This is a genomic window from candidate division WOR-3 bacterium (genome assembly GCA_016926475.1).
Classification (GTDB): domain Bacteria; phylum SDB-A; class SDB-A; order SDB-A; family SDB-A; genus JAFGIG01.
Genome location: JAFGON010000105.1, coordinates 1 through 20427, shown reverse-complemented (window position 1 = coordinate 20427; position 20427 = coordinate 1). Strand labels below are relative to the sequence as shown.

The 20427-nt window shown below is 43.1% G+C and carries 15 protein-coding genes and 1 tRNA gene; 5 read left to right on the top strand and 11 right to left on the bottom strand.

The window, feature by feature from the left end:
• The 10 genes from JXA84_10130 to JXA84_10085 all read right to left on the bottom strand — a co-directional run.
• On the bottom strand, nucleotides 1–210 hold a 210-nt coding region (locus JXA84_10130; protein ID MBN1151560.1), incomplete at its 3' end, for a hypothetical protein.
• Nucleotides 194–838: an ATP-dependent Clp endopeptidase proteolytic subunit ClpP gene (clpP, locus tag JXA84_10125; protein MBN1151559.1), complete on the bottom strand. Its 645-nt coding sequence runs from the start codon at nucleotides 836–838 to the stop codon at nucleotides 194–196. The genes clpP and JXA84_10130, both read right to left, overlap by 17 nt.
• Complete coding sequence (tig, locus tag JXA84_10120; protein MBN1151558.1) at nucleotides 825–2099, bottom strand: trigger factor; 1275 nt, start codon at nucleotides 2097–2099, stop codon at nucleotides 825–827. The genes clpP and tig overlap by 14 nt, the downstream gene beginning before the upstream one ends.
• A 38-nt stretch (nucleotides 2100–2137) precedes the next feature.
• A tRNA-Leu gene (locus JXA84_10115) sits at nucleotides 2138–2218 on the bottom strand.
• A 156-nt stretch (nucleotides 2219–2374) separates the two neighbouring features.
• The gene (locus tag JXA84_10110) at nucleotides 2375–3634 is read right to left on the bottom strand and encodes an ABC transporter substrate-binding protein (protein ID MBN1151557.1); all 1260 of its coding nucleotides are present in this window, start codon (nucleotides 3632–3634) and stop codon (nucleotides 2375–2377) included.
• Nucleotides 3631–4449, bottom strand: a complete 819-nt coding sequence (locus JXA84_10105) for a carbohydrate ABC transporter permease (GenBank protein MBN1151556.1) — start codon at nucleotides 4447–4449, stop codon at nucleotides 3631–3633. Before JXA84_10105 ends, JXA84_10110 begins: the two co-directional genes overlap by 4 nt.
• Before the next feature lie 83 nt (nucleotides 4450–4532).
• Nucleotides 4533–5414: a sugar ABC transporter permease gene (locus JXA84_10100; protein MBN1151555.1), complete on the bottom strand. Its 882-nt coding sequence runs from the start codon at nucleotides 5412–5414 to the stop codon at nucleotides 4533–4535.
• Between the two features lie 50 nt (nucleotides 5415–5464).
• Entirely contained in the window at nucleotides 5465–8317 is a 2853-nt protein-coding gene (locus tag JXA84_10095) for a BamA/TamA family outer membrane protein (protein ID MBN1151554.1), read from the bottom strand.
• Nucleotides 8307–8708 (bottom strand): hypothetical protein, encoded by a 402-nt coding sequence (locus tag JXA84_10090; protein MBN1151553.1) that lies wholly within the window; start codon nucleotides 8706–8708, stop codon nucleotides 8307–8309. Before JXA84_10090 ends, JXA84_10095 begins: the two co-directional genes overlap by 11 nt.
• Nucleotides 8709–8768: 60 nt before the next feature.
• A complete protein-coding gene (locus tag JXA84_10085; protein ID MBN1151552.1) occupies nucleotides 8769–9638 on the bottom strand; it encodes a CPBP family intramembrane metalloprotease in 870 nt (289 codons plus the stop codon).
• Nucleotides 9639–9736: 98 nt separating this feature from the next.
• Between JXA84_10085 and JXA84_10080 the strand changes: the two genes are divergently transcribed.
• From JXA84_10080 to JXA84_10060, 5 genes are all read left to right on the top strand, one after another.
• Nucleotides 9737–10042: a nucleotide pyrophosphohydrolase gene (locus JXA84_10080; GenBank protein MBN1151551.1), complete on the top strand. Its 306-nt coding sequence runs from the start codon at nucleotides 9737–9739 to the stop codon at nucleotides 10040–10042.
• Nucleotides 10032–11432, top strand: a complete 1401-nt coding sequence (locus tag JXA84_10075; GenBank protein MBN1151550.1) for a CCA tRNA nucleotidyltransferase — start codon at nucleotides 10032–10034, stop codon at nucleotides 11430–11432. The genes JXA84_10080 and JXA84_10075 overlap by 11 nt, the downstream gene beginning before the upstream one ends.
• Nucleotides 11429–12646, top strand: coding sequence for an asparagine synthetase B (locus JXA84_10070; protein MBN1151549.1), 1218 nt, complete (start codon nucleotides 11429–11431; stop codon nucleotides 12644–12646). Before JXA84_10075 ends, JXA84_10070 begins: the two co-directional genes overlap by 4 nt.
• 166 nt (nucleotides 12647–12812) lie before the next feature.
• Nucleotides 12813–14696 carry a T9SS type A sorting domain-containing protein gene (locus tag JXA84_10065; protein MBN1151548.1) on the top strand — a complete coding sequence of 628 codons (1884 nt, stop codon included), beginning with the start codon at nucleotides 12813–12815 and terminating at the stop codon, nucleotides 14694–14696.
• A 153-nt stretch (nucleotides 14697–14849) separates the two neighbouring features.
• The gene (locus tag JXA84_10060) at nucleotides 14850–16592 is read left to right on the top strand and encodes a tetratricopeptide repeat protein (protein ID MBN1151547.1); all 1743 of its coding nucleotides are present in this window, start codon (nucleotides 14850–14852) and stop codon (nucleotides 16590–16592) included.
• On the opposite strand, the gene JXA84_10055 is transcribed toward JXA84_10060, so the two are convergent.
• On the bottom strand, nucleotides 16570–20409 hold the full coding sequence (locus tag JXA84_10055; protein ID MBN1151546.1) for an AAA family ATPase: 3840 nt from the start codon (nucleotides 20407–20409) through the stop codon (nucleotides 16570–16572). The two genes, JXA84_10060 and JXA84_10055, sit on opposite strands and share 23 nt — an antisense overlap.
• Nucleotides 20410–20427: the final 18 nt, after the last annotated feature.

Below are 20427 nucleotides of genomic sequence, written 5' to 3'. Positions count from 1 at the left end.
TTTTATTTCAGCCGGAAGAGGAAGCGAATGGCTCTTTGAGTTAAAATCTATTGTCTTGTTGGGAGTTTTAAAAATTGATTCATATAAATTTTTAACGCAGTTCAGGCATATATAGGCGTTTTTGCCTTGAATTAAATAGTTGCCGATATTTTCCCTGGAATTACAAAAGGAACATGACCTTTCAATACCGGTTTTATCTTTCTTTTTCATTTTCTTTCTCATTGACCGAGTCTTTTGCTCTGAAGAGTATAACCTCGTCTACGACTCCGTAATTTTTGGCTTCTTCGGCATTCATCCAATAGTTCCTGTCGGAATCAGTGGATATTTTCTCGATTGTTTGACCGGTGTGGTGAGAAAGTATGTTTTCGAGTTCCTTCCTCATCTTTATGATTTCTTTTGCTTCAATTTCTATGTCGACGGCTTGTCCTTGAACTCCTCCCCATGGCTGATGGATCATTATTCTTGAATGCGGGAGGGCGTATCTTTTGCCTTTTTTTCCAGCCGCCAAAAGAACCGCCGCCATACTAGTCGCCTGACCGACGCAGGTCGTTGAAATATCGGGTTTAATAAACCGCATCGTGTCGTAAATAGCAAGCCCAGAGGATATATTCCCTCCAGGGGAGTTGACGTATAGGTTGATGTCCTTTTCAGGATCATCGGCTTCGAGGAACAGAAGCTGGGCTACGACGGCGTTGGCGACATTGTCGTCTATAGGAGAGCCTATGAATATAATCCTGTCTTTCAGCAGTCTGGAGTATATATCGTAAGCCTGCTCGCCTCTTGATGTTCTCTCGATGACGAGAGGTACGACATAAGAATAATTTTCATTGCGGTTCATTTTCCCGAACCTCCTTAAGCTTTATCATTTTTTTGATTTCGTCAAGTGTTTTGGTTCTCTTGACCCTTGAATAAATTTCTCTTATGAACTTGGTGTCGTTTAGTTTGCTTTTGATTGTCGGTCTGCTTAAATTATCGTAACCGACTTCGTTTGAAATTGTCTTTATAAGATTTTCTTTCAATTCATCATCGGATACTTCAACATGGAGTTTTTCTGCTAAATGGTCGAGAATAAGATTCTGTTTCACTCTTTTTCGAGCTGATTCGTCTATCTCCGAGCGCAGTGAATCGCGGTTGTTATCAATGTCGAAATGTTTTTTAAGAGAGGATATCATTTCTTTGGTCTCGATTTCGATTAGCGAAAGTGGGGTCTCGAAATTGTAGGATTCTTCCAAAGATTTCATGATATTGTTTTCAAAATCTATTTCGCTTTTACGCGACAGTTCTTCGGCTAAATTTTTTTCTATGTCATTTTTCATTTCTTCAAGGCTGTTAAAATTGAATTCTTTGGCGAGTTCGTCGTTTAACTCAGGCAAGGCTTTCTGTTTGATTTCTTTTATCAAAATATTGAAAAGGAGTTTTTTACCCCCGTATTTCGAATCTTCTTCAGGCACCATAAACTCGAAATTGCATCGGGCGTCTTTATTTCTTCCAACCAGATTTTCGTGAAATCCTTTCCAAAATGAATTTTCGTTGATGACCAGCATTTTCTCTTTGAAGGACAAATCGTCAAGGACATTTCCGTCTTCATCTTTGACGGAGAAGTCGCACAGGAGAAAATCTTCTTTTTGGGATTCTCTTTGGACTGAGACGAGGAAAGAAGACCTCTCTCTTACCAGATCGAGTCTTTTTTCGACAAGAGTATCGTTGACGGCATAAACGGGTTTTTCAATTTCAAGGTTTTCAAGAGGTGTGTCCTGTATTTCCGGGAGAACTTCAAAAGTTATAGTGAAGCTGAGCATGCCGTTTTCAATTTTAACGTTTTTTTCTTCTATGTTTCCTATTGGCGCGAGATTTTCTTTTTCAATAGCTTTATGCGACAGGTCGTTAATCACGTTGTTAAGGCTTGTCTCGGCAATGTCATTTTCATAAAGTTTTCTTATCATAGACACAGGAGCTTTACCCTTTCTGAAACCGGGGAAACTGTGCGTAGAAGCTATTTCAGAAATTATCTTGCTTTCTTCTTGGTCAATTATCTCGGAAGATTCTTCGATTGTCAGATTTCTCTTGGTAGAAGACAATTTTTCAACAGAAATTCTCAACATTTCCTCCATTTCAAAAAAGAGAATAAAATTTCTACTGCGAGAGAGGGGAATCGAACCCCTACCCGTTTAGGACTGGATCCTAAGTCCAGCGCGTCTGCCAGTTCCGCCACTCTCGCAAAAAAAAACATTATAGCATTATTTTTTCGGAGTTGAAACATTTTAGGATTACAAACTCTCTTTTTGCCAGATCGGACACCTATTGAGAATTCAAATCAAGAGGCTCATAAAATACATCAATTATGGGTCGATTTTTTGGGGGAGCCTTCCTTGGATTAAAAACTCTCCGAGATGTCGTGTCTGAGTTTTTCACTCGCCATTTTAAGGCTTTGATCTGCGGGCATGACGCCTCTGAGTGTGTATTCTATCGCCTGTGAGAGGTAAATCCTGCCTGAAAACCAAGCCCCGATTTTAGGTTCTGAAACCGCCCAGTCAATCTTACGGTAGACTTCATCTGACCCGGGAATCTCAGAGAGGTAGTTCACCATTTCCTCGATCCGCAAGGAGCTACGTCGAGTCGGGATGTATCCTGTGTTTATGGCCCAGACAGCTTGAACTTCAGGTGAGTTGAACCATTTTATGAATTCCCACGCGGCAACTTGCTGCTCGGGGGATGATTTGGAGAATATTATAATATTCGTGCCCGCAATCACGCTGACATCTTTTCCGCCGGTCGGCGGGGGGAGTGTCGAGACCCCGATTCTAAAAGAAGGATTTTTTTTCATCATATAAGAGTATGAGACCACGCTTCCCCATGAAATTATTGTTCTGCCCGTGACAAATTCATCCTGAGACTGGTAGCCGGAACCGAGATAGCAAATTCTTTCTTCGTCTGTGAGTTTTTTGAGCTCTTCGAGAAGTGAAACGGCTAAACTGTCGTCGAAGAAGACTTCGCCATTTGTTTCTTCCAGCAGGGCGCCCCCTCTTTGGAAAAGAGCTGTTTCGAAAAACCATGTATTGGAAGGCATTGCGAAAGCGTAAAGTTCATTTTCGGGAGAAGAATAAACCGAACACGCTCCGAGCATGTTTTCCCATGTGGAGGGGAATCCTGTGCCCAGAGAATCGAAGTAGTCGTAGTTGTAAAATACGACGCCGAGGCTTTTGTTAAACGGCATGCTCCAAATGGTGTCGCCCCATATATTATTGTTCCAGATAGGCGTGAAATAGTCATTAATTTCGACTTCTGTGTACCCGGCGTCTGAATTCACGAAAGAGTTGAGAGGGACTATTGCGCCGGCCTCCCTGAATTGGTCCGTCCAGGATTCGTAGCTCTGGGCTATCACGGGCGGTTTTCCAGCCATTACTGATGCCATGAGTTTCTGCGCGAGCGCTCCGTAGTTTCCTACGGAAGTCGCTACAATACGAATTTCAGCGTGCTGAGAGTTGAATTCTTCCACAAGGCTGTCGAGCGTGGTCCCCAACTTGCCTCCCATGGCGTGCCAGAAAGTCACGGTGACTTTATCCCGTGAATGGTTGGAGCAGGTAGATATTAGAACAGTCAAAAAAAGCGGCAACAACAGGCGAATCTTTTTCAATCTTTCAGTCCTGATCGGGTGAAACTGTTTATTATCTGTTTCTGAGCGAACAGGAAAAGAATGACGAGAGGAAAAGCTGTAAATGTAGCCGCGGCGGATAAAAGAGTATAATCGGTGCTTTGTTCCTGGGTGAAGTACGCCAAGCCGACTTGAATGGGTCTCAGGTTTTTGGAATTAGTCACCACAAGAGGCCACAAAAAACTGTTCCAGGAACTGACGATTGAAAAAATTGAAACTGTTGCCAGGGCGGGTTTTATAAGGGGGACGACGACTCTGAAAAGGTAGCAGAATCTCCCGCAGCCGTCTATCCTCGAAGCGTCCCAAAGTTCGGAGGGAATCGATTTCATGTGCTGACGGACAAGGAAAATCGAGAAAACGCTGACTGTCCATGGCACGATGAGAGCTGCGTATGTGTCTATCCAATTCATGTAAGTCAATATGAGATACCCCGGTATTATATAAACAGGCATAGGGATCATCAGCGTGGCAAGAAAAAGAAGAAATACTTTGTTTTTGCTTTTAAACTCGAAATTCGAAAACGCGTAACCCGCTGTGATTGAAGTGACCAAATTTCCTATCAGGACAAACACCGCCACTATGGCGGTGTTGAAGAAATACCTGAACCAAGGCACTTTTGTCCAAGCTTCTTTGAAATTCGTGAAGGTGAACTCTGATGGCATCCACGTGGGAGGAATGGCTATCGCCTCTGCAGGTGTCTTGAAAGCCGTGATCAACATCCAGTAAAAGGGTGCAACCATGGAAATTGCTCCTAAAACCAGCACTGTGTAGGAAATTATTTTTTTTGACTTAGCCATACAGTGTTTTTATGGCCCTGTTTTCATGCATAAAAATATTTCTGTCCGGAAATTTAGCCGAGAGATGCTTTTGGATTGACGCTTTATCCATAGAAAACTTTTCTCTCGGAATATTTTCTCTGAATCGCCGTCAGTGTTAGAAGAAGCGAAAACAAAATAAACGCGGTGGCGCTTGCCGCGCCGAATTTGAAAAACTGGAAGGCTTTCTCGTAAAGATAAAAAACAATAACATTCGTGCTGTCGACAGGACCTCCCGCGGGGGGTCCTGTCATGAGCCAAACAGGAGCGAAGACTTGAAAGGAACCAATTGTCGACATTATGAAAACGTAAAAAGTCGTCGGAGAGAGCAAAGGAAAAGTTATGTGCCTAAAAGTGTTCCAAACCCCAGCTCCGTCAAGTTTAGCGGCTTCGTAATAAGTCTGCGGAATATTTTGGAGACCGGCGAGAAAAATCAGGATATCGTATCCGAGACTTTTCCAGACAGACATGGCGGCAAGACTCAACAGTGCCAGAGAAGGGCCTTCCAGACCGCGCGGAAGATCTATTTTCATGATCAGTTCAAATATTCCCCTGTATTCATCGAGCCACTCAGGACCTTTTACGTTGAACAGGGAAAGAAAAGAATTCAGAAGGCCGACTTTAGGATGATAGACCCATTTCCAGACAACCGATACCGCCACTATGGAAGTGACGACGGGAAGATAGTAGATCACGCGGAAAAGCGTCTTTCCTCTTGTAACGGAATTCAACAGGATTGCGAAAAACATAGATAATCCAATGGAAAAGGGAAGGCTGAAAAGGGTGTAATAAAAAGTGTTGAGAAAAGAACGCCAAAAAAGAGAATCCGAAAAAACAGAAAAATAATTGCCGAAAGCAATAAAATCGCTAGGACCAGCCATGTTCCATTTGAAAAAACTGACGCCGAAGGACAATACTATTGGAAAAATCTTGAATATAATCAGCACCGAAAGAGCCGGAACAAGGTAAAGCCAGTGAGAATGCTTTTTTAAAACCCTCAGAAATCTTCCCCTATGGAAAAATGAATTCTTGTTCTGTTGTTTAAATTTCTTAAGTCTGTCGGCACGGCGAAGTCGAGTTTTAGAACCGCTGACATGAAAAACATTCTAATACCCCAACCCACGTCGAGTTTCAGATCTTCAAGGCCGAACCCTTTTTCCGGATCGTCTGAAAAGACCCTGAAACTTTCTATATCGTCTACAACTCCTCCCGCGTCAACAAAAAGGCATCCCCTGATGTCTCCAAGAAGGATAGGCAGGGGAAACATGACGTCAAGATAGTCGATAAAAGGGAAACGGGCTTCGAGGGATAAAAATCCGGTGTTGAAACCCGTGAGTTCATTTATTCCGTATCCTCTGAGGTTGTTGTATCCACCAAGGTAGAGGTTCGGGGGATCCGTTCCTCTTATACCTGATAGATAGAGTCTGAAGGCCAAATTGCTTCTCGGGGTCAAGCGCCAGTATTTTCTGAAATCGAAACTGCCCCAGTAGTATCTCGAATTCGCCGATATTCTTTGAGCGACGCCTCCTCCGAAGCGAATTCTCGAACCGATGAAGGGAGAAGTGTATCCCCAGATTGTATTGTCCATCACGTAGTAAAGAGACGGGGCAATAAAAAACTCTGATGTGTCGCCGGTGAAGGAAACTTCATCCTGAAAAGAGTCGTAGAAGTAGTGTTTTCTCTCCACCTGATAAGCGTCGAGCATAAGGTCGAACCTCTGAAATCTATTGAAAGGATACATAAAAAGCATTTCACCGCCGAAATATTTGTCAACGTAAATGGTGTCTTCCGCGGACCAGTATGCGAAACTTTGCTGGTATATACCGAAACCCAGATCCCACCTTTTCGGCAGGTAGTAGTAAATAAGGTTGAAATTCGATTTTAAGATGTCCTGAGCTAGATCTGTCTGTATCAGGAACCTGTGGTCGCCCATGAAATCGCTGAGATAAATCGTCAAAAGACCGGCGAAGCCGTAAAGACTTGAATAAGCCATAGACGCCTGTCCCCAGTCGGCGGTTATGTCAAGCCCTGGTTTTTCCCATGAGAGAGTATCCTCTGCTTGAAAAACTTCGGAATATACGTCAACATAAGAAGTCGTATCAAAGGCGAATTGGACAGTGTCGAGGGTATTCAGAGGATTTTCGATTGTGAAAATTTCCCATTTCCCCGATGTGTAGACGCTGAGGACCATTCTGTTTGAGGATGAATCCATGGAAAAACTCTGAATCTCTCCGGGTAAGTTGGTCAACTGACAGATTTCGCCGGTGACAAGGTCGCAGGAATACAAATTGCTTCCAGGACTGTAGGTGGCTAAAAAAACCAGTTTGGGCGAGGAATCGTTTGGCTGGTTTGAAAGGAAAGGATTTGAGACGGAAGGGTTTCTCGGGGTGAGTTCTCTTGTCGTGCCATTTTCAAGGTCCATCTCGAACACAGCGTAATCTCCGTATGCCCAGTTCTGGGATTGGTTTCTGTCGCTGCACCAGTAGAGGAATTTTCCGTCCGAGGAAACATAGGGGTCTGTGTCGTCAAAAAAATCGTCGGTAATCCTTCTCAGGGACATACCCTGTGGGTCAGTAACGTATATGTCGGTTTTGCCGTCAACCGTGCCGACGAAGTATATCAAATTTTGATTTGACCAAAAAGGAGATCTGGCGATGTCGAGGTCGAAGTCGAGATTGTCGAGTTTTCTGCCGGTTTCGGCGTCGATTATCCAAAAAAGATCTCTGCCCTCGCTCAACGAAGACAGCACTATTTTATCCCCGTCGGGCGACCATGAAGCATGGCTTGTAAGTATATGAAGGCCTTCAAACTGAGGAGTTCTCTGACCACCGACGAGTTTTTTTTTGATTTTACCTGTTAGTGCAGACATTTTCAAAACGTCAATATAGATACCCGCGTCGCTGATGTACACGACCTCGAGTCCGTCGGGAGATATGACGGGGGAGAGGTTTATGTAGTTGAACTGTTTTTCCGTATCAGTCAGTTTAACGGAATAGTCGTCAATTTCTTCGTAAAAATTGTATTGAGGCCAGTAAAGAGAATACAGAAATTTCGACCATTCTTCGCTGAATGTCTCATAATCGACGTTCAAGGTTCTCTCAATGGCTCTTCTCAGAGAACCGGTGACTTTTATGTTGTGGAATATTTCTGCTATTTTCTGCCTTCCGTATTTTTGGGAAATGAAATACATAACGGACTGGCCTTCTTTGTAGATAATGTATCCGCCGTAATAGTCGAGCTCGGGAAGGCTCACCAATTTGTTTGAAAAGACGAGATCCCTGACGTACATGTATGACTCTGAATCCCAACCCATGGATTCAAACTCAGCTGAACCCTCGAACCACCAGAGGGGTATATCCATTGAATATATTTTGGTGAAAATATTTGAATTTCCGTAGAGCACGTCGTTTTGAAAAGCATGGGTTATTTCATGTGTGATGACGTGCCTGAAATTTGAGTAAGAGCCGTCAAAGGGTACAACAACACGGTTTTTTAAAAATTCCGTAAAACCGCCCACCGATTCGGAAATCAACTCGAGAATCACATTTGTCTGGGCGAAATCGTTGGGGCTTCGATAGACGAGGACGGGTATTTTATCTTTGAATTCATGGTTGAAGTTGACTGCAAGAGTGGCGTAGGCGTCCTCGGCGACCTGGCACGCGAAATTTGTGATTTCGTCCATTCCCTGATAGTAGTATATTCTGAAATGATCGGTTTCTGTGATTTTCCATTCAAAGCTTCTGTACTGAAGTTTGTTTTGCCCGAAGTATTGTCCTAAAATCGGCGAGGACAGGGAAAATGCAAGTACGAGCGATATGTAAAGCTTTAGAGATAGTAATTTATGAGTCATTTTTGTTACCCAGCCTCATCAACTGCGCGGTCAAAATTTCAAAATCAGTGATTATGTCTTTTTGCCCCATAAGTCCGTTCCAGACGTCGAGTTGAGAGAACATAGATAGAAAAGTCTGTGAATCAAGGGGTTTGACCACTGCGAAAGCGTCTTTTCCCATAGCTATAAAATATCTGATTTCACCCAGGGGGAGAGACGAGAGATCTTTGATTATGACGGGAGATATCGCCGCTAAAATTTCTTCCTGCGTCTCTGAATGAAAATAACTGACAATGGAAAGCCCGTCTTTGTCTGCTATTGTCATTCCCTCTACAAAATTGTGATCGCTGACGAATTTTCGAAGCATGGCTATTGTCTCTTCCGCGTGTGAAGATATTGCGTATTCGATCATTTTTTATCTCCTTTTTGTTCAGTTTATATCACTATTTTCGAACTTAATCAAACGAGGCTTTCAAGCTGAAAAAAACACGAAAAAATCCATTATGAGGGCTATAAGCCAGTGTATTATAGCGCCGGGCAGAACCGAATTTGAGATGTAGGACAAAATTCCGACCAAAACCCCTCCAACCATGGAAGAATACACCTCTATTTCAGGTTTACCCAAATGAGCGAAAGAGAAGATGATCGCCTGCACGAATATGGCTCTCGCGGGCCCCATTTTTTTTGCGAGAGAAAAGAGGATAAAACCTCTGAAGAAAAACTCCCAAATATACAAGTAATAAAACCATGTCAAATCGACAGACCAGAAATCGGCATCGCTCTTTATCATGCTTTTGAAAAGAGGGTAGGTCTGTATGAAATCGGGCTTTTTGGAGAAGATAAAAAGTATCGGAGTCATGACCAGAACCAGGACCACGGTCAAAGGGATCCAAAACTTCCATTTGCCAATTCCCAAACCGAGTGATTTAGGGTCGAAGCCTGAAAACCTGCAGTAGAGCAAAACAAGAAGAAAGCTCGGCACGACGAGGATTATACCCTTTTCGATTGAATTAAGCGGGCCTGTTTCCGGGTTGTAGGGCGGAAAATACCTGTTTCTGATCTCAGGCAGAAATTCCCCCGCGAGCAAGGGCAAGATCACAAAGGTAAAGGCGATTGCCCAGAAAACAATATTCACCGAGTTTTTTTTCTGAGGGAAAGAAGCGACAACTAAAGGTAAAAGAAGAAAAAGGAACGTTGAATACGTGTAGTTAAGCGAAAGAGAACTCCAGTAGGGAGCCGACCTGTACATCAGGACGAGTATTATGTATGTGGAAGTCCAGAAAACGAGAGCTTCCCTCGTGGCGAACACCTGGACGGATATTTCTTTTATAGCTCTTTTCATTGAATGAACTTTAAACGAATAAAAAAATCTTTTTCGTTCAACCAAAGAGATATAATATATTCTTCAAGCAATCAAGTGAAAATAAAAAAGGATAAAAAATGAGCATTAGAGAATTCCAGGAAAACATAAACAGAATATTCGGTGAAAGGGACAAAAAACGCGGTGTCTCCAAAAGCTTCAACCACTTTGTCGAAGAGGTCGGAGAGCTTGCTCAAGCCCTTAGAAAAAAAGATATTGGAGATTGTGAGGGTGAATTCGCTGACGTGCTGGCGTGGATGATGACATGCGCAAATTTATCGGGTGTGGATGTTGAAAACGCCGTTCGGAAATATTGGGGCAGATGCCCTTCGTGCGGTGAAAATCCCTGCGGTTGCCCCGAAGGAGAGGGTTTTTTTGACGGCTGATTTTCGCCTGACAAAAGAAATATTACCCAAAATTGCGCAAGAGATAAAAAAATCCGGTGGCAGGATTTTCGAAGTTGGCGGCACAGTCAGAGATGAAATATTGGGAAGGGAGAGAAAAAACGTCGAAATAGACGCCGAGGTCTACGGACTTATGCCGGAAACCCTTGAAGGGATACTGAGGAAATATGGGAAAGTTGATTTGACCGGCAAATCTTTCGCGGTTTACAGATTAGCCGACCTTGAGGTCTCACTTCCGAGGAAAGACAGAAGCGTCGGTAAAAGCCATAGAGAGTTTGATGTCGAGATATTTCCCGGCATGGATTATGCCGAAGCTTGCCGGAGAAGAGATTTCACCGTAAACAGCATTTTGAAAGACCCTTTAAACGGCGAGATAATAGACCCCCTTGGAGGGGTTAAAGATATCAAAACAGGGATTCTCAGGGCTTGCGATTGGAAACATTTTGCTGAAGATCCTCTTAGACCTTACAGAGCGATGAGATTTACAGCCACACTCGGTTTTCCGATAGACAGTACGACCATGGATCTCTGCAGGAAGACGGATATAAGCGAACTGCCTCCTGAGAGAATTTTCGGGGAGATAAAAAAAATGTTTTTGGAGGCGGATTACGCCGGCAGAGGTCTGCTCGCCGCCCATTCTCTTTTTTTGCTGGCGAGGGAGCCTGAAATACTCCGAATGGTAGATTGCAGCCAGGATCCTCTGTGGCATCCGGAGGGTAACGTTTTCGTTCACACTGTCCTGTCGCTCAACATCGCGTCTCTTTTAAGGGAGAGGATTGAGGATGAAGAATCAAAACTCGTACTTATGTTATCCGTCCTGCTCCATGACATAGGAAAAACAGTCACTTCCAAAAAAGCGCAGGAAGGCAAAAAAACCGGCAGGATCATTTCCCCTGGACATCAACCCCAGGGTGCAAAAATGGCAAAAGCAGTGCTTAACAGGTGGAGAGCCTCGAAAATCGTTTCAGAAAGGGTTTCTTCGCTGGTCGTCTCTCACCACAGAATCTACGACTTGTGGAGATCGCGCGGGGAAGTGACAAAAGGCGCCATGAGGAGGTTGATGAGCCAGACTGAACTGCCGGTTTTAAAACTTCTTTTCCTCGCCGACAAATTCGGAAGAGGGCAAGCCCTCGGATTTTCTGAAGAGATAAGCTGGCTCGAAAAAACTTTGGAAGAGATGAAAATCGAAGAAGACCAGCTGAAACCGCTTGTAATGGGGAGACATCTTCTCGGTATCGGAGTTGAAAGCGGACCTGATATGGGAAAACTGCTTTCGAAAGTCTATGAGGCTCAGCTCGACGGGGTGTTTGAGTCCGTTGAGGGCGGGATTCATTACGCTAAAAAAATATTAGCGGACAAAGGAAACGCATGAATATTTTCGTTTTTTGCGCTTGCCTGTCTTCAAGAATATTTGTTCCGATGGATTTGTCACAGACAAACCACCTAAAAGCCTACGGTGTCGCCTACAGGTCTCTTGAAGTCGGTCTTTCGGTGGAGTGGCTTGTGAATTACCGGAGCGGCAGTTTCATAATGGAGGACAATCCGCAAATAGAGGAAGACCTGAAAATTTCCGGGGTTGTCTATGCGGTCATTTCCCCGGAGGTAGAAGCACTGATCAAATCCGAAATTGAGCGTTCAAACGCGGATGTGATTTTGCTTCAAAAGGCTCCGAAAGTCGCTGTCTATCAAACTCCAACCGCACAACCCTGGGACGACGCCGTAGTCCTCGCGCTGGACTACGCCGGAATAACATACGACAGGATATGGGATAGGGAAGTAATAGAAGGAAAACTCTCTGAATACGAGTGGGTTCATCTTCACCACGAGGATTTTACAGGCCAGTACGGCAAATTCTGGGCTTCTTACAGAAACACACAATGGTACAAAGATCAGGTCGAGTTCAACGAAGAGACCGCCGGAAATCTCGGTTTTTCAAAAGTATGGGAATTAAAGCACGAAGTCGCGAGAAAGCTCTACGAATACGTCGAAAACGGCGGGTACCTTTTCGCGATGTGCTCGGCGACTGACACGTGGGAAATTGCCATTGCCAGCTATGGAAGGGATGTGGTCGAATCCCCTTTCGACGGAGATCCGTCAGGCCCTTACGGACCCGATACGACTAGGTCACCGGCGTTTACAAACTACGATATCATTCAAGACCCAGGCATCTACGAGCATTCTACTATAGACGTGTCACAGGAAGCCCACCTGAGGGGTGAGGGCGTGTTTTTCGCGCTCTACGAGTTCAATGCTAAAGAAGATCCTGTCCCAGCTATGCTCGTCCAGAACCATGTAGGGGTTGTAAGGGAGTTTTTGGGCCAGTGCACCGGTTTCAGGCGTCAATGTGTCAGGCAGGAGATTACGGTTCTCGGGGACGTACCCGGAGCGGATGAAATCAAATACATCAGCGGCAACCTTGGTCAGGGAAGTTTCGCTTATTTGGGCGGGCACGACCCCGAGGATTTCGCCCATTACGTCGGAGATCCCCCGACCGACCTGAGGTTTTTTCCGAATTCGCCCGGCTACAGGCTGATTCTCAACAACGTCCTCTTCCCCGCCGCGAAGAAAAAAGAGCTGAAGACGTAAGAATAAAAGACTTTATGCGACTAAAAAAACTTCTTTATTTAATAAAACTAAAATTTAAGCAACTTTTTTGTGAAGCTTCATCAAATAAAATTGATAAACCTTGACATAGTTAAACTATTTGTATTTAATATTTCTTTATCCTTAAAAAAAAGGAAAGGAGTGCGCTATGAAAAAAATGTTTTTCGTCGTCGCTTTTTTGACGGCAGCGGCAATTACGGCGATGCCGTGGACAGGAAGCAATCTGAACTCCGGTATCAGCTTCCTCGCTCCAGATTCTGGAACTCCGGATGCTTATGGTTATGTCTATGTCAAATCCGGAGATCCGGGTGGCCCGACATACAACTGGATGGATATTTCAACCACGGGAACTCTCGTGACTGGTCTCATGGACGACAACGTAGTAGGCCCTTTTCCCATAGGTTTTGATTTTCCCTACTATTGGTACAATGTTGATCAGGTTTATATTGGTTCGAACGGATACCTTTCATTTTCAAGCAACGCAAACCTCGCTGATCCGTTTCACAACATCCCGTTGAGCACGCCACCGAACGATCTTTTGGCAATATTCACAGGGGATCTCGATCATTCTCCTGGTGTTGGTTCCCCGGCGGTTTACTATTACACTTCTGCAACGCTTGACACTTTCATAGTTACTTTTGACAGTGTTCAGGAATGGGCTGTACCCGGTACTTACCATACTTTCCAGGTAATACTCACTAAAGCGGATAGCTGTATAACAATGCAGTATGGACCTCAGAACGGCACCTACAATCATTCAGGCTCAGAACATGATATGGTGGGTATTGAGAATAATACAGGAACTATTGGACTCCAGTATTTCCGCGACGGTTCAGCGGGAGCGGGAGCGTCAAGACCTGTCGACGGCATGGCAGTAGCCTATATACCGCCGGAATCTACAACCCTTCAGATTCACGATGTCGGTGTCTCATACATTGACAATCCTTTGACAGGCGGCATTTTCAGAGACAGGGGATCAGTTTATTACCCTGTTGCTGAAATTAAAAACTATGGAAACCAGCCTGAGTCAAACTTCAATGCAATTCTGAGGATATACAGAAAAACAGGCGCTACAATACTTTTTGCTGACACGGTTGCTATCTCTTCAACTCTAAATCCTGGTGATGTTTTTACTTGCAGTTATGACTCTTTCCTTCTCCCCGACCTAGACACGACGTACAGGGTCCAGGTCAGAACTTACCTTACAGGCGACATGACACCAGCCAACGACTCTATAACACTCAGGCTGCAAACATTTTCACCCCCCGCATGGTATAATTACGGAAACGACACAATACCCGTCAGTGGATCCTCCTGGAACGGCGATTCATCTGGTTACGGGAACATGTATGAACCCCCGAATTACCCGTTCACTATTGACTCTGTGGGATTTTTCCCGGCTACTGTCTCAGCCAACGGCGATGTTGAATTGATAATAATGGATGACGACGGGACAGACGGCGGCCCTGGAACTATCCTCTTCTCGACAAGATTGCCTGTGACGACGGCACAAGCAGGTTTATGGTTCAAAGCTCCTGTCAGCCCTGCGGTTGTCATCAACGACGGAGCTTTTTACGTAGGTCAGATCACTGTCCTTGAGAGCACTTTCTCCACTGGGACAAGCGCGGTACCGCCTGGAGCAGTAAGCAGAAGAGCTTACGAGTTCACAGGTTCATGGGCACCTTCAAGAGAATCATCTACGCAGGATGTCTGGGTGGCTTGTCACGGAACCTGGTCTTCAGTCGGTGTGGATGAAATAGGAATAACCGTTCCTTCTCTATTCAGACTCGCCTGTCCAACGTTTGTGACCGCAAAGTCTGTTTTCAGCATTTCTGTCGTGTCCGAATCCGACGTCACGATTTCACTCTATGACCTCTCCGGAAGAAACGTCAGGAACCTCTATCAGGGTAAACTTTCTGCAGGAAATCACGAACTCAGCTTCAACTCGGAAGATCTTTCTTCAGGGCTTTACTTCTTAAGAGCTTCTGTAAACGGCAATGAAAGGTCTCTGAAAGTCAATATAGTCAAATAAATTTGACAAAATAATCTCAATCCGAGGTGATAAAAGGGGAGCTTTGTCTCCCCTTTTTTTTATGGAAACAAGTACTTTTTCAAAAGAAATATTTTCTCTTTCAATAATTTGTAAACTCGCTTAAAATCAGATTAAGATACTAAGGAGAAACCTTTGCCGGATAAGGTTAGTAAGATTTTATACGAAAAAGAAAATGTTTTCACTGAAGAAGATAAAGCTTCTTTTTTGCTCGGAAAGGCCAAGGAATACTTCGACAATTCAAATTTCGCCTCTTCTTTCAACGCGGCGGTTAAAGCCCTTGAGATATCAGAGAGGGCAAAAATCGAGAACAAGAAAAGACAGGCTTTGCTGAGACTCGGCTTCGTCTCTTACGCTATGTCCGATTTCGACAAAGCCCTGGGCTATTTTCATAAAGCATCGGAAGGGACACCCGACATTAAAACTCTGACAAGCTCTTACGAGGGTATGGCGATAGTTTTTGTCAAAATCGGTTTAAAGGAAAAGGCTCTCGACCTGATGAAGAAATCTCTTGAACTCAGGGAAAGAGAAGGTGTCTCAAGGTGGCTACAGCAGAGTTGCAACAATATCGCGAATATCTACAGGCATTTCGGCGAATTCGAAAAGAGCCTTGAATACCTCAGGAGAGCAGAAAACCTGGCTACGGATGACAAGAGAGCTCTTGCTTACATTTACAACAACATAGGAGAAGTTTACAGGGAGAAAGGCGATTTAGAAGAATCTCTTAAGTTCTACAAAAAATCTCTGTCCCTGAAAAAAGGGATTAAAAACAAACTGGGAATGACCCCGAGCGTTTTCAATATAGGCCTTGTCATGGAAGAAAAGGGCGAGTATAAAACTGCACTCAAATACATAAAAAAAGCTTTTGATTCGTATTCCGAAATCGGCAACAAGCTCGGTGTCGCAAACACGGCGAAAAGCCTTTCCAACGTTTACGAAAAAAGAAAAAATTACAAAAAAGCCCTTTTTTACAGCAGAATTTTCACGGAAAAAGCGGGTGAAATTTTCAACGAGGAAAAAGCCGCGAAAATCGCGGAAATGGACGCGAGATTCGAAATAAAAGTAAAGGAGAGAGAAAACGCCATATACAAAATGAAAAATGAAGAACTCGCCCAGGCCAACACCAGAATCCAAAGCCAAAAAGACGAATTGGAGAAAAAAAACGAAGAGCTTGTTGCTTTGAACAGATCCAAAGACGTAATACTGCGTTTGGTTTCGCATGACCTTAAAGGGACTATAGGATCCCTTCTGCCTCTCATCGACATATTTTTGGAAGTCAACGGCTTCGACGAGGATTCCGAAAATACCCTTGAAGTGATGAAGCACTATATCGAAAGAGCTCTTGTCCTCGTAAACGATATTCTCGAAGTGAACAAAATAGAAAGCGAAGACTTTTCGCTAAGTCTCGAAAAATACGACGTTGCCTGTCTTATTTCCGAATTTTCCAGAGATTTCCAGAATTTATCCGAAAAAAAGGAAATTAAATTCACCTGGACAAACAAGTCAGGAAGTCTTCTTTGCATGATTGATTTAAACAGGTTTTGGCAGATTTTGCAGAATCTGTTTTCCAACGCCCTGAAATTCACGAAAAGAGGAGGCAGAATAGATATAACCCTTACTGAGGAATTTTCCCAAGGGAAGAAAAGGGCAATAATTTCGATCTCCGACAACGGAATAGGGATACCGGACAAGATAAAAAGCCAAATTTTCGACAAATTCACCCAAGCTAGAAGAATGGGCACAGAAGGAGAAAAGACGACAGGCCTTGGTCTATCGATTGTCAAGAGGCTTGTCGAGCTTCACAACGGGCAGATCAATGTCTTCTCTGAAGAAGGATCGGGAAGTGTTTTTTCCTTCAGTTTTCCTGTGGTCTCGTAAATTTACCTAAAAACCTTTCAAGTTCGTTCCTTATTTTTAAATATTCAGCGGATTTAAAGTTCTGGTAGACATCAGGAGGCATTTCTATTATTTCATTGTAAAGTTTAAGAGCTTCTTCCGCGCTGTCCTTGGATTTCGTACTTTCCCATATCGAGTAAAAAGCTCGGGCTCTTGACGACAGAGAGTTTATCTTTTTCGCTGAACTAATCATGGCTTTGACGGTTTCTTGGTCTGGATTTTTTAGAAAAGAAATCCTCATTTTGAGTAATGCTAATTCCTCCAAGTTGTCTTCACTCTGAGTTTCGGCTTCGATATCTTTTATTCTGTCAAGATTTTTTTCTGCTTTCACGAAATCTCCCTTTAAGGATAAAACCTCTGTTTTCAGCGTAAAAACATCCTTCAACAAGTCTCTGTTGTATTCTAAACTGAGCAATGACTCAGCTTTTTCGATGTGTTCGACGCACCTGTCAAAATCGCCCAAATCTTTGTATAAAATTGAGAGGTTCATAAGAGAGTTGAAAATCCCCTGACTGCGCCCTGTTTCAAGAGCTAAATCCAGTGAATCCCTGTACAATTGTTCGGCTTTTGTATGTTGATAGACAGCAAGGTAAACATTGGCCATGTTGTTTATGTTGTTCATAAGAGTTGATTTGTTTCCGATTTTTTGGGAGATTTCAATCGCTTTGTGGTAAAATTCTAAACTTTTTTCCAGTTCGAGATACAATTCCGTGTAAGTCAGGGCAATGCTCGAATAGATGATTTCAAGGTCGTAAAGATTTCCAGTTTCTTCAGCAATTTTTTGGGCGTCAAAAAGATACGTCAAAACGTTTGAAAAACCGATTTCTCTGCCGCACAGTATGGCTATGTTCGATAAAACCTTTGCTTCGCCGGATTTGTTTTTAGTTCTTCTGTAAAAGCTCAGAGCTCTTTTGAAGTGCGGCAGAGCTTTTTCTTCGTTGTTAATTCCATGAAAATAAATTCCGAAAACTTCATGTATGTAAGCTTTCAGGTTTTCGTCCACGGTTTGGATTTTTTCCGATTTTTTTAGAGCTTCAAAGGATTTTTCGAATTCGAATCTTTTCAGAGATATTTCCGAAAGCGCCAGAAGACACTTTATGGTCAAATCCGGCAAATCTTCCTTTTCGCTTTCAACGATCGTTTTTTCAGCTAAAACTTCGGCTCTTTTAAGGCTTCCCGTAAGCTTCAAGAGTTGTACTCTTCTCAAACAATTCCGTATTTTCTCACTTCCGCCGGGAAGGTACTTGTCGAGAGCTTCGCAAAACCTTAGAGAATCGGAGTTGGAGAAAGCCTTTTCGGCGAGTTCCAGAGCTTTTTTTAAATACTTGGGAGCATTATCCCTGTCTTCAGCAAGGTCGTAATGGTAGGCTATTATACTCGTGTATTTAGCCGATTGATCCTTTTCTAAATCTTCATATATAGTCGCCGCTTGTAGGTGCAACTTTCTTCTCTCGGTCAAAAGCTGCATTTCATATACTGTTTCTCTGATGAGAGAGTGGCTGAATTCGTAAAAACCTTTTTTGGATGGTGACCAAATTCCGTTTTTTTCACCATCGGTGAGCAATTTCACCAGGTCATTTTCCAGATTCATTTTTTTTAGCGTCTCCAGTTGAAATTCAAATCCGAGGACAGAGGCTTTTACTACGGTTTGTTTTAGGTCTTCATTGAACTTGTCAAACCTCGAAACCAATATAGCTCTGATTCCGGAAGGGATGAAGGCAGATCCGTATGATATTCTGAAGTTTTCATCGAGCAGATTGTTCTCGAGGAGAAAGCTCAAAGTCTGTTTGATGTAAAAAGGATTGCCTTCGGATTTTTTTTGGACAAATTCGAGTGTAGACCCAGGAATGTTTTTTTGTTTGAGAAATTTTTTTATCAGATCGTAAGAATCTTCCTGGCTCAACGGTCCGAGGTGAATGAAATGGTGTTTTATGTTTTTGCAGTCTTCCTCTTCAAATAAATCGATTCTGTTGCCGTCGACCGAAGGCCTCGATGTCAGGATAACCGCGAAAGGGTAATTTTCGACATTTCTGCAGAGTGTTTTTATGAATTCAAGAGTATCGGTGTCTATCCAATGGATGTCGTCGATGAAAATTACAAGTGGCGAACGTAAAGACATTTTTTTTATGATTGATTTAATGAAATAGAAAAGTTCGGCTTTTTTGTTTTTTAAGTCTAAATCCCCGTAAGGGGAAGATTTGGATTTTATGCCCAGAAAATCAGAAAAAATATAGAGCATTTTTTCCATCTCAAATATGCTGAAAGCGTCTTTGCCTGAAAACAAACTTTCTATTTTACCTTTCATGGACGATATTTTATCTTCGTTGGATTGAGTCTGGTCGAAAATGAAAAAATCTCCCAAAAACTGTTTAAGCGGATTTAGCGAATACCTGTAAATTTGATCGCAAGAAATCGAAATCCATTGCATATAGGAGGTCTTTTCCTTTATTTCAGAAACGAAAAAACTCTTTCCTACGCCGGCTTCTCCCTCGATTTTGACAATTCCCCCGAAATGGTTTTTGTTTAAATTTTCTTCGAGCATTTTCAGGTTTTTTGATAGTTGATGTCCTCTTCCAACAAATCCGGATTTATCAGTTCCAGGTATTTTCTTTTTTTCCTCACCCCTCAAGGAAAATATTGGCATCGGGTCTTTGAACCCTTTCAAAACCGATTCGCCGATTTTATCGAAAATGTACGCGTCTTTCAGTTTTTGAAAGATCGAATTTTCTACCAGTATTCTTGGCTGGGGCGGGAGGTATTCGGATTTATAGCTCATCAGCCTCGCGGCGAGGTTTACCTTTTCACCCTGACAGGTATATTCAGCTCTTTTTTCGCTTCCGGAAAATCCAGAGAAACACATGCCGAAAGATATGCCTGTACAAATCAAAAAACGGGGAATTTCTGAAGCGGAAAGAGACATCTTTACAGCTCTTTCGCAGAGCATTTCTCTACCTTCAGGAGCTCCGTAGAAAACGAGCAGAAACCCTCCTTTGTCTCCGTAGCTTATCCTGTTGAAATATCCTCCTGTTTCGTGAACCAGGTCTATTACTCTTGAGATATTGTCTTTTACAAGCTCTGTATCCATAAACGACATAAAAACGCTTGCCACTTCTCTGAATTCTCCCATCAGATTTCTTTCAAGCAGATTTGAGGGGAAGAAAAGTTTTGAAACCTGTTCCGAACAGTTTTTAGTGGTTTGTGATACCCGGGGAGTGTTAATAGTAAAAAGCGGTGCGTAAGCTAAAGGTCTGATTTTTTTGAATTTAAAGTTTTTAAGGCTACGTTTCAATGATTTGTCAATTGATACAGAATTCTTCGGGCAATGATTTTGAGCTTGAGCGGCAAGATCGACTGGATTGCCTTTGAAGTAGTAGGAGTTTTGTCTAGGATTTTCTATTATACCCCATTGAATTTCTCCAATGGAGATGCCTGTTTTCACGGAAAGGGAGAAAGTCCCTCCCTTTGTTTTTTTTAATCCTTGTTCTCTGAAAATCTGAGCAATTCTTTGACCTGCGTATATTGCGTTTTCACGGAAATTTGCGTTTTCCGACCCAAAAATCGCGTAAAATGCATCTCCTCCGAAAACTGAAATAAATCCTCCTGAAGTCCTGACAACTGAAATTGCGGGGGAGAAGACTTCATTTATTGTAAGGGTGAGTATTTCAATTCCTTCTTTGCCCCTGCCCATCAATTTTGACGTCATCTCTGTGAAACCTGATATGTCGGTAAAAAGGACTGCCGCTTCAAAAAATCCGGATTTTACTCCTTCGGAATATTTCTGGGCAATGAAACCAGGCATCAAATCTCGCATGAGACT

Coding starts and splice junctions, on each gene's coding strand:
- JXA84_10080 (MBN1151551.1), top strand. CDS start 9,737: ATGAGCATTAGAGAATTCCAGGAAAACATAAACAGAATATTCGGTGAA.
- JXA84_10090 (MBN1151553.1), bottom strand. CDS start 8,708: ATGATCGAATACGCAATATCTTCACACGCGGAAGAGACAATAGCCATG.
- JXA84_10065 (MBN1151548.1), top strand. CDS start 12,813: ATGAAAAAAATGTTTTTCGTCGTCGCTTTTTTGACGGCAGCGGCAATT.
- JXA84_10105 (MBN1151556.1), bottom strand. CDS start 4,449: ATGGCTAAGTCAAAAAAAATAATTTCCTACACAGTGCTGGTTTTAGGA.
- clpP (MBN1151559.1), bottom strand. CDS start 838: ATGAACCGCAATGAAAATTATTCTTATGTCGTACCTCTCGTCATCGAG.
- JXA84_10085 (MBN1151552.1), bottom strand. CDS start 9,638: ATGAAAAGAGCTATAAAAGAAATATCCGTCCAGGTGTTCGCCACGAGG.
- JXA84_10095 (MBN1151554.1), bottom strand. CDS start 8,317: ATGACTCATAAATTACTATCTCTAAAGCTTTACATATCGCTCGTACTT.
- JXA84_10070 (MBN1151549.1), top strand. CDS start 11,429: ATGAATATTTTCGTTTTTTGCGCTTGCCTGTCTTCAAGAATATTTGTT.
- JXA84_10055 (MBN1151546.1), bottom strand. CDS start 20,409: ATGCCTGGTTTCATTGCCCAGAAATATTCCGAAGGAGTAAAATCCGGA.